This is a genomic window from Buttiauxella sp. JUb87 (assembly GCF_004361975.1).
Lineage (GTDB): Bacteria > Pseudomonadota > Gammaproteobacteria > Enterobacterales > Enterobacteriaceae > Buttiauxella > Buttiauxella ferragutiae.
On the sequence record NZ_SNVY01000002.1, the window covers coordinates 617255 to 631353 of the forward strand.

Consider the following 14099-nt stretch of genomic DNA (forward strand, 5'->3'; position numbering starts at 1 on the left):
GGCAACATTAAAGTAAGCAATTTATTGAAGGTGCATTATGGCTCGGGCAAAAATGAAATTTAGGCTGCATCGTGCAGTGATTGTGCTTATCTGCCTCGCACTTTTAGTCGCACTGATGCAGGGCGCGTCGTGGTTTAGCCAGGGGCATCAACAAGCCCGGAACGTGCAACTTGAAGAACTGGCAAGAACCCTGGCACGGCAGGTGAGCTATAACCTGATTCCATTGATGAAGTCTGAAAATCCTGATGAGAAAAAGATTTCAACAGTGCTGAATTTATTGACTCAGGACAGCCGAATTCTGGATGCAGGTGTTTACGACAACGGCGGCAGCCAGGTCGCACATGCGGGCGAAGGGATCGCCGTGCGCGATCGACTCGCTCTGGATGGGAAAAAAGCGGGCAGTTATTTTAATCAGCAAATTGTTCAACCGATTGAAGATAAAGATGGGCCTGTAGGCTATCTACGCATCACGCTCGATACCCACACGCTACCCACTGAAGCCAAGCAAGTGGATAACACCACCAATATTTTGCGCCTGATGATGTTACTGGCGCTGGCAATTGGCATTGTGCTGACGCGCACGCTTTTGCAGGGCAAACGCACCCGCTGGCAACAATCTCCTTTTCTTCTGACGGCGAATACCGAAGTAAAAGAAGATGAGGAAGAACCGAGCGCCAATAAACCCCAATAAGAAAGGACTTCTGCTATGTCTACATTACGTCTGCTTATTTCGGACTCTTACGATCCCTGGTTCAACCTGGCGGTGGAAGAGTGTATTTTCCGCCAGATGCCTGCAACCCAGCGCGTGCTGTTCTTATGGCGCAACGCGGATACCGTGGTCATTGGCCGGGCGCAAAACCCGTGGAAAGAATGTAATACCCGGCGCATGGAAGAAGATAACGTGCGGCTGGCCAGACGCAGCAGCGGCGGTGGCGCGGTATTCCACGATTTGGGCAACACCTGTTTCACCTTTATGGCGGGAAAACCGGAATACGACAAAAGTGTGTCGACGGCAATTGTGGTGAATGCGCTTAATGCGCTCGGCATCAGTGCCACCGCTTCCGGACGCAATGATCTGGAAGTTGCCACCGCGGAGGGAGTGCGCAAAGTTTCCGGCTCGGCTTATAAGGAAACGATGGATCGGGGATTTCACCATGGCACGTTATTGCTTAATGCCGATTTAAGCCGCCTGGCAAACTACCTGAATCCAGACCAGAAAAAACTGCAGGCCAAAGGCATAACGTCAGTACGCGGACGAGTGGCAAACCTCAGCGATCTGCTGCCTGGCCTGACACACGAGCAAGTTTGCGATGCGGTACGTGAGTCATTTTTTGCCTTCTACGGCGAACGAGTGGCAGCAGAACATATTTCTCCTGATGCCCTGCCCGACCTACCCGGCTTTGCTGAAACCTTTGCCCGCCAAAGTAGCTGGGAATGGAATTTCGGCCAGGCTCCGGCATTTAGCCATTTACTGGATCAGCGTTTTACCTGGGGTGGTGTTGAACTGCATTTCGACGTTGAGAAAGGGCATATCACCCAAGCGAAAATATTCACAGACAGCCTAAACCCCGCGCCTCTTGAAGCGCTGGCGGCCCGTTTGCAGGGCTGTTTGTATCGCAGTGACATGTTGCAACAGCAATGCGAAACGCTGATTGCCGACTTCCCGGAACAAGAAATGGAATTACGTGAATTGAGCACGTGGATTGCGCAGACGGTGCGCTAGGCGAGTCGCTTAACGCCTGCCTCAACGGTATCAAGTTGCAATGACATCTCGGGGTAATATCTTCCGGTAATCCTGTTTGCTGTGCTAAGCGCTTCCCCCACGCTCGCCCCAAAAAACCCTGAGGACGCAGATCGGTTAAATACCATGGGATACCGTTAAACCATTGCGCGGTGCCATTATTCAGTATCACCAGACAGCTTCCCTGCGCCAGATGGGATACAAGTCACCGAAACGCCAGGCCTGCCCCGCATCATCTATTTGCCACAATGGAAATTGCCGGATCTGGCGCACTGGTCTGATCCAGGCATATTGGGTCGCTCTGGCAGAGCCTGCTTTTATGACATCGCTTTCAGTATTCACCAGACGTGAAAACGTCGCCTGGCTGACACCCAAACGCTGGTGTAATGAGGTTGCAGTTTATGGGCCATGCAGCAATAAATCTGTCAGAGCGCTCATATGAATAGATTTATGAATAGATACTTGAATAGATATATAGCGCTATACAATTGAAAGATAAAGCAGATAAGCGGAATAGATGGATTAAAATGAATAGATAATTTGAAAAGATAAAGGGTGCCGGAGCACCCTTTAAAATCTTACTCTTTGTCGCCCAGTAACACAGATTCAAGAGCGATCTTGATCATGTCGTTAAAGGTTGTCTGGCGCTCTTCAGCAGTAGTCTGCTCGTGAGTACGGATATGGTCAGACACGGTACAGATGGTCAGTGCTTTAGCACCAAATTCTGCTGCCACGCCGTAGATGCCCGCGGCTTCCATTTCCACACCCAGGATGCCGTATTTTTCCATCACGTCGAACATAGTCGGGTCTGGGGAGTAGAACAGGTCTGCAGAGAAGATGTTGCCCACGCGAGCATCAACGCCCAGCGCTTTAGCTGCATCAACCGCGTTACGCACCATGTCGAAGTCAGCGATTGCAGCGAAGTCATGGTCTTTGAAACGCAGACGGTTCACTTTGGAATCGGTGCAAGCACCCATGCCGATAACCACGTCACGCAATTTCACATCCATACGTACTGCACCGCAAGAACCCACACGGATGATTTTCTTCACGCCGAAATCAGTGATCAGCTCTTTGGTGTAAATCGAGCAGGATGGGATACCCATGCCGTGGCCCATTACAGAAATTTTGCGGCCTTTGTAAGTCCCGGTGAAGCCCAACATGCCACGCACGTTGTTCACTTCACGAACATCTTCAAGGAAAGTTTCAGCGATATGTTTTGCGCGCAGCGGGTCGCCTGGCATCAAAACGACGTCTGCGAAATCACCCATTTCTGCATTAATGTGTGGCGTTGCCATGTTTTTATTCCTTGTTTTAAGAGGTTAACGTCTGGGCGGATAAAACATCTCACCCAAATCTGTAATCCATATACCCTAAATAATTCGAGTCGCAGGTAGGCGGCAAGAAAGCGAATCCCCAGGAGCTTACTTGAGTAAGTGACTGGGGTGAGCTTTTGCAGCCAACACCCCTGCGGCTCGAAGAATGACGGGTATCACAGCATGTTCTTGCCGTAGTCCATATCTGAAACACCGAAGTGTTTCGCCACGGTCTGGCCGATATCCGCGAAGGTTTCACGATGGCCCAGAGAGCCAGCTTTCACTTTCGGGCCGTAGACCAATACCGGAATGTGTTCGCGAGTATGGTCAGTACCTTGCCAGGTTGGGTCACAACCGTGGTCAGCGGTGAGGATCAGAATATCGTCCTCTTTCAGCAATTCCATCAGTTCTGGCAGACGACGGTCGAACAGTTCCAGCGCGGCGGCATAACCTGCTACGTCACGACGGTGACCGTAAGAGGAGTCGAAATCGACGAAGTTGGTGAACACGATAGTGTCGTCACCCGCTTCTTTCATCTCGGTAATTGTCGCGTCAAACAGCGCATCCAGACCGGTCGCTTTCACTTTTTTGGTGATACCGACTTCAGCATAGATATCTGCGATTTTACCCACGGAAACAACCTGACCATTTTTTTCATCAACCAGTTTTTTCAACACGGTTGGAGCTGGTGGTTCAACAGCCAGATCATGGCGGTTGCCGGTACGCTGGAAGTTACCCGCTTTGTCACCAACAAACGGACGCGCGATAACGCGACCAATGTTGTAGCCGCCTTCGGTCAACTCTTCGCGGGCGATTTCGCACAGTTCGTAGAGTTTATCGAGGCCGTAGGTTTCTTCGTGGCAGGCAATCTGGAACACGGAGTCAGCGGAGGTATAGAAAATCGGCTTGCCGGTTTTCATATGCTCTTCGCCCAGTTCATCCAGAATCACAGTACCGGAAGAGTGGCAGTTACCGAGGTAACCTGGCAGGTTTGCGCGCTCGACCAGTTTATCCAGCAATTCTTGCGGGAAGCTGTTTTGGGTATCGGAGAAGTAGCCCCACTCGAACAGCACAGGAACACCGGCGATTTCCCAGTGGCCTGACGGAGTGTCTTTACCAGACGAAAGTTCATGCGCCCAACCGTATGCACCGATAACTTCTGCGTTACCGTCCATGCCCGCCGGGATTTTACCGGTAGAACCTTCAGCCGCTTTCACCAGACCCAGGCGAGTCAGGTTAGGCAAATGCAGTGGCCCTTTACGGCCTTTGTCGGCTTCGCCATTTGCACAAGCTTGCGCGATATGGCCGAAGGTATCAGAGCCAACGTCGCCAAAGCGGTCAGCATCTTCAGTCGCGCCAATGCCGAAAGAGTCCAGCACCATAATAAATGCACGTTTCATAATTTCTCCTGCGTCGTTGCGCCTGAAACGCCCGAGAGCGTTTCAAAAAGTGATCAGATCAGTATGCCAGCATTTAGCTAATACGGCGATAAACGTCTGGCGTTTTAGCCGGTGCCGTATCGTTAACTTTAATTGCCGCTTTAACCGCACGAGCCGCTTCTTGCCACTGACTTTCGCTTGCAGCGTGAATCACCGCTAACGGGCGAGAAATCTCAACGCTATCGCCCAGGCGCACCATATCGGTGAAGCCGACGCTGTAATCCAGGGAATCAGAAGCCTGACGACGACCGCCGCCCATCGCTACCACCGCCATACCTAGCGCGCGGGTGTCCATTTCGGAGATGAAGCCATTTTTATCTGCATAAACCGCTTTGCTCAGCACGGCGGTTGGCAGGTACTTCGCATAGTTTTCGACGAAGTCTGTCGGGCCTTTTTGCGCCGCAACCATGCGACCAAACACTTCAGCCGCTTTACCGTTATCGAGCACCGCTTGCAGTTTCTGGCGGGCTTCGGCGTCATCTTTTGCCAGATTGCCGGAAAGTAACATTTCCACGCACAGCGCCATGGTGACTTCATGCAGGCGCGGGTTGCGGTATTCGCCGGTCAGGAATTGCACCGCTTCGCGAACTTCAACCGCATTACCTGCGCTGGAGGCCAGCACCTGGTTCATGTCGGTCAGCAGCGCAGTGGTTTTAACGCCTGCGCCATTTGCCACGCCAACAATCGCTTCGGCGAGCAATTCAGAAAGCTCATAAGTCGGCATAAATGCACCGCTGCCGACTTTCACGTCCATCACCAGCGCATCCAGGCCTTCGGCCAGTTTCTTCGCCAGAATGGAAGCGGTAATCAGCGGGATGGAGTCTACGGTCGCGGTAATGTCACGCGTGGCGTAGAAGCGTTTGTCCGCCGGAGCAAGCGAGTTTGTCTGGCCGATAATTGCCACGCCGACGTTTTTAATAATGTCGCGGAAACGGTTATCGTCCGGGAAAATATCAAATCCAGGGATTGCTTCGAGTTTATCGAGCGTACCACCGGTATGGCCTAAACCACGGCCAGAAATCATTGGGATGTAACCGCCACATGCCGCCACCATTGGGCCAAGCATTAATGAAGTCACATCACCGACACCGCCCGTTGAGTGTTTATCAACGATTGGGCCGTTCAGATTGAGGCTCTTCCAGTCCAGCACGGTTCCTGAATCTCGCATCGCCATGGTCAGAGATACGCGTTCCGGCATAGTCATGTCGTGGAAGAAAATGGTCATTGCCAGTGCTGCAATCTGCCCTTCAGAGATAGTGTTATCCCGAATACCATTGATGAAGAAACGAATTTCCTCATCGCTTAGCGCATGACCATCACGTTTTTTACGAATAATTTCTTGAGCGAGGAACAAGGTAACCCCCTGAATTCATCAGGTGAAATGCGGCGGGGAAACCGCCGCAAGGAAGAGATTAGTAGCCGCTTGCGCTTTTGCCGTCACCGTGACCCAGCGTTTTTAACAGGCTCGCGAGCAGGCTGGACGCACCAAAACGGTAGTGACGGGAATCAGCCCAGTCAGCACCAAACAGTTCATCCGCGATAGACAGGAACAGCGCCGCATCTTCAGCAGTACGCACGCCACCGGCTGGTTTGAAACCAACGGTTTTCTCAACGCCCATATCACGGATCACTTCCATCATGATGCGAGCGCTTTCCGGCGTGGCATTGACCGGTACTTTACCGGTAGAGGTTTTGATGAAATCAGCACCGGCTTTGATAGAAATTTCCGACGCTTTACGAATCAGGGCTTCTTCTTTCAGCTCGCCGGTTTCGATGATCACTTTCAGCAAAACGTTTGCCGCAGCACAGGCTTCTTTACAGGCTTTAACCAGGTCAAAACCCACTTGTTCGTTACCCGCGATCAGCGCGCGGTATGGGAACACCACATCAACTTCGTCGGCACCGTAAGCGATAGCCGCGCGGGTTTCAGCCAGCGCAATTTCGATGTCGTCGTTGCCGTGTGGGAAGTTGGTCACGGTAGCAATGCGGATCTCAGGAGTGCCCTGGGCATTCAGAGTTTTACGAGCAATTGGGATGAAACGAGGATAAATGCAGATCGCCGCAGTATTACCTACCGCTGTTTTGGCCTGATGACAAAGTGCTACCACTTTTTCATTGGTGTCATCGTCGTTCAGGGTAGTCAGGTCCATCAATTTCAGGGCACGCAGACTGCTTGCAGTTAAATCGGTCATAACACTCTCCAACAAAAGATATAGAAGTCTCTGGCTTCGAAACTCAACACGTTGGAGCGGACTTGGTTCCTTGAAGAGCAGAGGTAACACGGGTCACCGTCACGTTGAGATCCTTCTCACCGCACATCATATGTAGCAATGTTATAATTATAACATTCACCATCTTGATAATATTGTGTCTCGCTTCACAAAAGCCAAAGGAGAAATTACATGCTTTGTACAGTATATGTGATTTAACAAGGTTAGATAGAGTAAAAATGTGATTCAAATATAAAAAAATGGCCGGCAAAAGTGCCGACCATTGATTTCACAGGGATGTTATAATTTTAACATCACCTTTTTATAATGACAGGAACACCCCGGCAATTGTCGCACTCATCAGGTTAGACAAGGTACCTGCTGCTACAGCCTTCAGGCCAAGCTGAGCAATATCGTGACGGCGGTTTGGAGCCATGCTTCCCAGGCCACCAATCAGGATAGCGATAGAGGAAAGGTTAGCAAAACCACACAGCGCGAAGGAAATAATGGCTTTGGTGTGATCTGAAAGAACTTGCAGGCCTGCTGCCGCAACGGTGGCGTCATCTTTCAGGTATTCCCCGAAGTTCAGGTAGGCGACAAATTCGTTGATGATCAGTTTTTGGCCGATGAAGGAACCCGCAACGTTAGCTTCGCTCCATGGCACACCGATAACCCACGCCAGCGGTGAGAACACCCAACCAAGGATCAGTTCCATCGACAGTTGCGGGTAGTTAAACAACCAGCCGCCAATGCCAGAAAGCATCCCGTTCAGTAAGGCAATCAGAGCCACAAACGCCAGCAACATTGCGCCTACGTTTAGAGCCAACTGCATACCCGAAGCTGCACCTGATGCCGCAGCATCCAGCACGTTCGCTGGGCGATCTGGATCGTTTTTCATCGATTCCAGCTCTGGTGCATCGTTTGGTGTTTCTGTTTCAGGCAGGATGATTTTTGCAAACAGTAAACCGCCGGGTGCCGCCATGAAGGATGCTGCAATCAGATATTCTAGCGGTACGCCCATTTGTGCGTAACCGGCCAACACGGAACCTGCCACGGATGCCAAACCACCACACATGACGGCGAAAAGTTCTGAACGCGTCATGGTCGCGATATAAGGACGGACCACCAGCGGAGCTTCAGTCTGGCCAACAAAGATGTTGGCTGTCGCAGACAGGGATTCAGTGCGAGAGGTTTTCAGCAACTTACGCAGGCCGCCGCCGAGAACACGAATCACTAACTGCATGATGCCCAAGTAGTAAAGCACTGCAATCAGTGAGGAAAAGAAGACAATAATTGGCAGAACGCGCAGGGCAAATACAAAGCCGCCGCCGCCAAAGACTTCGAACATTTTGTCCGAAACCAGGCCACCAAACAGGAAGGAAATACCGGCGTTACCGTAAGCGATAACGTTAGCGACACCTTCAGACATGGCCAACAGAACTTTACGACCGACCGGAACATACAGGATAAGAGCACCGATGCCGACCTGGATAATCCATGCGCCCAGAACAGTGCGAAGATTTATCGCTTTGCGATGACTGGAAAGTAAAACGGCGATCAGCAGCAGAACGATCATGCCGATCAATCCCATGAAGAGTTGCATACAGAATCCCTGTGTATTAGTTGATAAAAGTGAAAGCGAGCTAAAAACCGACAACTGGCGGGATTATAGCGGCAGGGAAGCCAGCAAATGGAACGGCAATCACGTATTTATACACATTCATGGAAACGTTTATCTTATAAGGTGAGCTGGATCACATTTTGTTACTGACTATTTCAGATTGAATAATTCATTGCAGTTATGAATGAAAGTATTTGCGATAACATCCGCAGGTTCAGAACGGAGAGAACAAAGGGTTTGAAAAACCTCAACAATGCGTTCCGGACGATTAGCCTGTCCTTGCCAGCCATTGAGTGGCATATCGGGAGCATCCGTTTCCAGCACCAACGCGCTGAGCGGTAGTTGCGCCATCACATCGCGCGTTTTGCTGGCTCGCGGATAGGTTATGGTTCCCCCCACTCCAATCTTGTAGCCCAATGCCACAAAACGTTCAGCCTGTTGCAGGCTGCCCGAAAAACCATGCACCACACCGGCTCGCGGTAAATCGTGGCGTTTTAAATGGGCAGCGAGTTTGTCGTGGGTACGACGTGAATGAAGGATGACCGGCAAATCATAACGTTTTGCCAGCTTTAACTGCGCATCGAGCATCGCTTCTTGTTTCTCAAAAAGCGGATTATCCATATAGAGATCAAGACCGATCTCGCCAATTGCCACAAGCTTTTTCGGACGTTGTTGCAGATGATGTTCCAGCAACGCCAGTGACGCATCCTGGTGTTTGTGAATCACAATCGGGTGCAAGCCCAGCGCGGCATACAACGGCGGATAATTGTCGGCCAGAGCCAGAACGACACCAAAGCGCTCGGCTTCAATGGCCGGAACGATAATTTTTTCGACACCCGCTTGTGCAGCAAGCGCCAGACTACTGGCTTCGTTATTGCTAAACGGCGGGAAGTCGAAGTGACAATGCGTATCGTAAAAAGTCATTGTCACGCCGTACCTTCATTATTAAAGGTGGAATCGTTCGCCTCTGGGGTTTCAATCACCGCCTGAGATAAAGGCTCATGCGTCACGATTCCCGGCGCCACCACAACCGGGCCTGGCACGATAATACGCGGATGATGGCGTTTTATCGGCGGTTGAGCCGCCAGCAGTTTACCCACGGTAGCAAGGAAATAGCGCCCGCATAAACGGCCCGTTTTATAGTCCGTATTCAGCGCGGGCATTCGGCTGCCAAGCGCCATGCTCATCAGTGGCTTCGGCGGATAGATTTCGAAAATACGCAGTTTGCCCGGTGGCTTTTCAATAAAATTCTGTATCTCACGATAACTTGCCTCGTGATGTTTCACCAAATGGAGCAACGGTTGCAGGCTGCTATCGCCAAGCCAGCGCTCCATGCGTTTAAACCATTCAGGCGTGTAATACATTTGCGAAGGAACAGTACGGATAACCACCAACGTATCAGCCCCCAGGCGCACGGCTTCGCGAACCGGAATCGCATCGCTTATTCCACCATCCTGATAACCGATGCCATCAATCTCTACCCCGCTACGGTAAAAACCCGGGATGGCGCTGGAGGCTTTGAGGATATTCAGCCAACTTGTGCTGTTCGGCGAAAAGTAACCTGGGGTGTAATCATCACTGCGACAGGCGCACATATAGAACGCTTTACCGGACTCAAACAGTTTTTCCGCGCTCGACATTGAGAGCGGAATTTTTGACGATGTGGCCTCAACCAGCCAGTCGAGATCGATAAGATGCCCGCCACGCACAAAGCGCAGAGGATCAAAAAATTCACGGGTCGTGGTAAAACGGGTGATCACTCTTCTGGCATAACCAGGCTGGTGACAAACATAAGCGGAAAGGTTTTGCGCACCCGCGGAGGTGCCTAAGAAGAGATCGAACGGGTTGAAGTTAGCGCGCATAAACTCGTCCAGCACGCCGGCTGTAAATATCCCACGCTGCCCGCCACCTTCACAAATAATGGCGAGTTTTCCTGGACGAAACGTTGGAAGCGCAAGCGGCGCAATGTTGCCGAGCGTTACGGGTATTCTTTGTCCCACCCTGCTTTCCTTAATCTAAAGGATATTTATTATTGGTTATTTGTTAGTCGCTTAAAAACGCGAGAGCCAGTCTAAATAGACTGGCTCTCTGGTCTGTCTCTAATGGTTATAGCACGTAAAAATCGCTATGGGCGTTTTCGGCCCATAAACAGGCTAACCAGGAACAGAATAATACCTACCACAAAGACAATTTTTGCAGCACCTGCCGCAGTACCCGCAAGAGTACCAAAACCCAGAGCTGCTGCAATCAACGCAATGACCAGAAAAATAATGCCCCAACGAAACATAAGCCTCTCCTTAACCATAGTGAACCCGAATCGCTTCTGGATGGGTGCGGGATGCGCACTCATTGGCGATATTTGGTATTGATGTTGCTTACTTGGTTACTGACTCCCCCGGCATAACCAGAGGAGAAAGTTTCGATTGATCGGTTACTTCACTTTCAGGTCGTTTTTGACGCTTTTAACGCCATCAACTGCTTTGGCAACACTTTCAGCCCGCTCGGACTGCGCGCTTGATTCCACAGTACCCGATAGCTGGACTACACCTTCGGTGGTTTCAACTTTCACATGGCGCGAAGGCACGATGTCGTCTGCTAAAAGTTTAGCTTTAATTTCGCTGGTGGTAGCAGTATCGCCTGCATAACCGCTGACTGATTTATCGGCCCCGTCACGCACATGCAGTTTGTCGCTGACAGAAGAGACCCCTTCCACGCCTTTGGCAACTGTTACGGCCTGCTCAGCCTGCGCCTGGCTTTCAACGAACCCACTTAACGTGACGATTTTTTTGTCGGTTTTCACTGAGATATCGGTACTTTTAATATCTTTGTGATCGACCAGGGCGGCTTTCACTTTCGCAGTGATAGCGCTGTCATCCATGAAATTACCGACGTCTTTTACGGAGCTATCAATTTTTTCGCCTGCTGTGTCCGCTGTCGATTCGGTTTTGTTAAGCATCTTGTCTTCTGCTAAAGCGCTACCGCTTGCCAGCACAGAGCCAAGAACAACAGCTAACAGAGTTTTAGAAATCTTAGTCGTAGTCATAGTCATCGATTAATTCCTATAGTTTTGCTCACAATTTGAGCACAAGCCTTAACGTAACGGCTTTCCTTAAACCTCAGGCCAAGTGTTACGGCCCAAAAATTTTCCGTTCAGTTTTTAATAACGCCAACAAAAATTAGAGTGGATGAACCCGCCAGAAAGCTTCGTTTACATGGCATATTCGACCAACCAATTTGTCACTGGTTTGTTAAATATAGACAACAATCACAGATTTGCATGGTGTGAATGGAGGAACGTAAGGAAAATGCAGGAAATTAAGAACAATCCGTAAGGGATTAATAAGACGGGAAAAGTAGCAGGACGCGACGACTGCCGCGCCCTGAGAGGGGATTAGTGCTCGCGAGTTTTACGGAACGTCACTTCCGGGTAACGATCTTGCGTCAGGTTCAAGTTCACCATGGTTGGAGCGATATAAGCGAGGTTGTCGCCGCCATCAAGAGCCAACTGCATTTCGTTTTTCCGTTTGAATTCTTCAAACTTCTTCACATCAGTGCTTTCAACCCAACGCGCGGTCGAAACGTTGACGGATTCGTAAATCGCTTCAACGTTGTATTCACTCTTCAGACGCGCCACAACCACATCAAACTGCAGCACACCGACCGCACCCACAATCAAATCGTTGTTGGCGATTGGGCGGAATACCTGTACCGCGCCCTCTTCAGAAAGCTGTACCAGGCCTTTGAGCAACTGCTTCTGCTTCAATGGATCACGCAGACGAATACGACGGAACAGTTCCGGTGCGAAGTTCGGAATACCGGTGAACTTCATCATTTCGCCCTGGGTGAAGGTATCACCAATTTGAATGGTGCCGTGGTTGTGCAGGCCGATGATATCGCCAGGGAAGGCTTCCTCAACGTGCGAACGGTCACCCGCCATAAAGGTCAGCGCATCAGAAATCACCACGTCTTTACCGGTACGAACCTGGCGCAGCTTCATGCCTTTTTCGTACTTGCCGGAAACCACACGCATGAAAGCCACGCGGTCACGGTGTTTCGGGTCCATGTTGGCCTGAATCTTAAACACGAAACCGGTGAATTTATCTTCAGCCGCTTCTACTACACGCGTATCAGTTTTGCGTGGCATTGGCGCCGGAGCCCACTCGACCAGGCCGTCCAGCATATGGTCAACACCGAAGTTACCCAATGCTGTACCGAAGAACACCGGAGTCAGTTCGCCTTCAAGGAACAACTCACGGTCAAATTCGTGGGAAGCACCTTGTACCAGTTCCAGCTCGTCACGCAGCTGTGCTGCTAGTTCTTCACCTACCGCCACATCCAGATCAGGGTTGTTTAACCCTTTCACGATACGCACTTCCTGGATGGTGTGACCTTTACCGGTCTGGTACAGATAAGTTTCGTCTTTATAGAGGTGATAAACACCTTTAAATAGCTTGCCGCAGCCGATTGGCCAGGTGATAGGTGAACAGGCAATTTTCAGCTCGCGTTCAACTTCATCCATCACTTCCATTGGGTCACGGATGTCGCGGTCAAGTTTGTTCATAAAAGTGAGGATTGGCGTATCGCGCAGACGGGTAACTTCCATCAGCTTACGGGTACGATCTTCAACACCTTTCGCGGCATCAATAACCATCAAACAGCAGTCAACCGCGGTCAGCGTACGATAAGTATCTTCGGAGAAGTCTTCGTGCCCTGGGGTGTCCAGCAGGTTAACCAGGCTGTCGCGATACGGGAACTGCATGACGGAGGTGGTAATCGAGATACCACGCTGCTTTTCCATTTCCATCCAGTCAGATTTTGCATGCTGGTTGGAGCCACGGCCTTTTACCGTACCCGCAGTTTGAATCGCCTGTCCGAACAGCAACACTTTTTCCGTGATGGTCGTTTTACCGGCATCGGGGTGAGAAATGATCGCAAAAGTGCGGCGTTTCCCCACTTCTTGCAAAAAAGGAGACAAAGTCATAATGAATTCTTCTGTGAATTGCGCACAGGCGTAACTGCGCGGCAAATGAACGTTACCTGGCGGCTATTTTACCCATCAGGTCAGGTTTAACAATCAGCTGTGATGCAATCATCAATTACACAACAATCGCTCCAGTTCATTTAGTGTGGTCACTTCCCAGGTCGGTGAGATGCCTTCCGGTAAGCTTCGTCCGTGGGCGTTGAGCCAGCAGGTGGCAATTCCTGCATTCATGCCACCCAGAATATCTGATTCTGCGGTGTCGCCAACCATCATGACGCGGTCGCGCGGCGGATGGCCCATTTGCTCAAAGGTGTAATCAAAAATCTTACGATCGGGTTTCGCGACACCGACCTGTTCGGAAATCACCAGCAAATCGAAATAATCGCGCAGACCCGTGCGTTCCAGGCGGATTTGCTGCAGCGCAGTAAATCCGTTGGTGATAATACCGATTTTTACTTTATCTTTTAACGCATTAAGCAGCGAAACAGCACCGGGCAACGGCACACAAATTTCGGCCATAGCATTGAGAAACGCAGCGTTCAGGTCACCCGCAGGCACCGACAATCTTTCCGACCAGCCCAGAAAACGCTGATGCTGTAACTGAAGCGCGCTAATAGCACCGTTCTGATAATCGACCCACAAAGGTTTGTTAACAGCCTGGTAATCCTGGAAATCTTCAGCGGTAAACGTCACGCTATAATCGAGAAACATCCGCTGTAAGCCGCCGAACGCGTCAAAGGTAAACAGCGTTTCGTCAGCATCAAATAAAATCCAGTCCCAGTTCATTTACA

General features: G+C 50.6%; 13 protein-coding genes and 1 pseudogene. 2 read left to right on the plus strand and 12 right to left on the minus strand.

The window, feature by feature from the left end; translation table 11 throughout:
* Positions 1-37: 37 nt before the first annotated feature.
* Together EC843_RS11040 and lplA are read left to right on the plus strand one after the other, a co-directional pair.
* Positions 38-691, plus strand: coding sequence for a YtjB family periplasmic protein (locus tag EC843_RS11040; RefSeq protein WP_064543354.1), 654 nt, complete (start codon positions 38-40; stop codon positions 689-691).
* A gap of 15 nt (positions 692-706) precedes the next feature.
* Complete coding sequence (gene lplA / locus EC843_RS11045; RefSeq protein ID WP_133522255.1) at positions 707-1723, plus strand: lipoate--protein ligase LplA; 1017 nt, start codon at positions 707-709, stop codon at positions 1721-1723.
* A gap of 55 nt (positions 1724-1778) precedes the next feature.
* Here the strand turns inward: lplA and EC843_RS24810 are convergent.
* The 12 genes and pseudogenes from EC843_RS24810 to yjjG form a co-directional block, all read right to left on the minus strand.
* Positions 1779-2116, minus strand: a pseudogene (locus tag EC843_RS24810) (transcriptional regulator); the annotation flags it as partial.
* A 203-nt stretch (positions 2117-2319) separates the two neighbouring features.
* Entirely contained in the window at positions 2320-3039 is a 720-nt protein-coding gene (deoD, locus tag EC843_RS11050) for a purine-nucleoside phosphorylase (RefSeq protein ID WP_064543345.1), read from the minus strand.
* 194 nt (positions 3040-3233) lie between these two features.
* A complete protein-coding gene (deoB, locus tag EC843_RS11055) occupies positions 3234-4457 on the minus strand; it encodes a phosphopentomutase (protein ID WP_064543343.1) in 1224 nt (407 codons plus the stop codon).
* Positions 4458-4530: 73 nt separating this feature from the next.
* On the minus strand, positions 4531-5850 hold the full coding sequence (deoA, locus tag EC843_RS11060; RefSeq protein ID WP_064543341.1) for a thymidine phosphorylase: 1320 nt from the start codon (positions 5848-5850) through the stop codon (positions 4531-4533).
* A 58-nt stretch (positions 5851-5908) separates the two neighbouring features.
* Complete coding sequence (gene deoC / locus EC843_RS11065) at positions 5909-6688, minus strand: deoxyribose-phosphate aldolase (protein WP_064543339.1); 780 nt, start codon at positions 6686-6688, stop codon at positions 5909-5911.
* Between the two features lie 340 nt (positions 6689-7028).
* On the minus strand, positions 7029-8309 hold the full coding sequence (locus tag EC843_RS11070; RefSeq protein WP_064543337.1) for a NupC/NupG family nucleoside CNT transporter: 1281 nt from the start codon (positions 8307-8309) through the stop codon (positions 7029-7031).
* 168 nt (positions 8310-8477) lie between these two features.
* Positions 8478-9257, minus strand: coding sequence for a TatD family hydrolase (locus EC843_RS11075; RefSeq protein WP_121814863.1), 780 nt, complete (start codon positions 9255-9257; stop codon positions 8478-8480).
* Positions 9254-10327, minus strand: a complete 1074-nt coding sequence (locus tag EC843_RS11080; RefSeq protein ID WP_064543333.1) for a patatin family protein — start codon at positions 10325-10327, stop codon at positions 9254-9256. Before EC843_RS11080 ends, EC843_RS11075 begins: the two co-directional genes overlap by 4 nt.
* Before the next feature lie 125 nt (positions 10328-10452).
* Entirely contained in the window at positions 10453-10614 is a 162-nt protein-coding gene (locus EC843_RS11085; protein WP_064513877.1) for a DUF1328 domain-containing protein, read from the minus strand.
* A gap of 144 nt (positions 10615-10758) precedes the next feature.
* Positions 10759-11376: a molecular chaperone OsmY gene (gene osmY, locus EC843_RS11090; protein WP_064543331.1), complete on the minus strand. Its 618-nt coding sequence runs from the start codon at positions 11374-11376 to the stop codon at positions 10759-10761.
* 342 nt (positions 11377-11718) lie between these two features.
* Complete coding sequence (gene prfC, locus EC843_RS11095; protein ID WP_064543556.1) at positions 11719-13308, minus strand: peptide chain release factor 3; 1590 nt, start codon at positions 13306-13308, stop codon at positions 11719-11721.
* Positions 13309-13419: 111 nt separating this feature from the next.
* Positions 13420-14094: a pyrimidine 5'-nucleotidase gene (gene yjjG / locus EC843_RS11100; protein ID WP_064543330.1), complete on the minus strand. Its 675-nt coding sequence runs from the start codon at positions 14092-14094 to the stop codon at positions 13420-13422.
* Between the last annotated feature and the right edge of the window lie 5 nt (positions 14095-14099).

Excerpts from the sequence above, each read along its gene's own strand:
- osmY (WP_064543331.1), bottom strand. The coding sequence starts at position 11,376 with ATGACTATGACTACGACTAAGATTTCTAAAACTCTGTTAGCTGTTGTT.
- prfC (WP_064543556.1), bottom strand. The coding sequence starts at position 13,308 with ATGACTTTGTCTCCTTTTTTGCAAGAAGTGGGGAAACGCCGCACTTTT.
- deoB (WP_064543343.1), bottom strand. The coding sequence starts at position 4,457 with ATGAAACGTGCATTTATTATGGTGCTGGACTCTTTCGGCATTGGCGCG.
- EC843_RS11085 (WP_064513877.1), bottom strand. The coding sequence starts at position 10,614 with ATGTTTCGTTGGGGCATTATTTTTCTGGTCATTGCGTTGATTGCAGCA.
- deoC (WP_064543339.1), bottom strand. The coding sequence starts at position 6,688 with ATGACCGATTTAACTGCAAGCAGTCTGCGTGCCCTGAAATTGATGGAC.
- EC843_RS11040 (WP_064543354.1), top strand. The coding sequence starts at position 38 with ATGGCTCGGGCAAAAATGAAATTTAGGCTGCATCGTGCAGTGATTGTG.
- lplA (WP_133522255.1), top strand. The coding sequence starts at position 707 with ATGTCTACATTACGTCTGCTTATTTCGGACTCTTACGATCCCTGGTTC.
- deoD (WP_064543345.1), bottom strand. The coding sequence starts at position 3,039 with ATGGCAACGCCACACATTAATGCAGAAATGGGTGATTTCGCAGACGTC.
- EC843_RS11070 (WP_064543337.1), bottom strand. The coding sequence starts at position 8,309 with ATGCAACTCTTCATGGGATTGATCGGCATGATCGTTCTGCTGCTGATC.
- yjjG (WP_064543330.1), bottom strand. The coding sequence starts at position 14,094 with ATGAACTGGGACTGGATTTTATTTGATGCTGACGAAACGCTGTTTACC.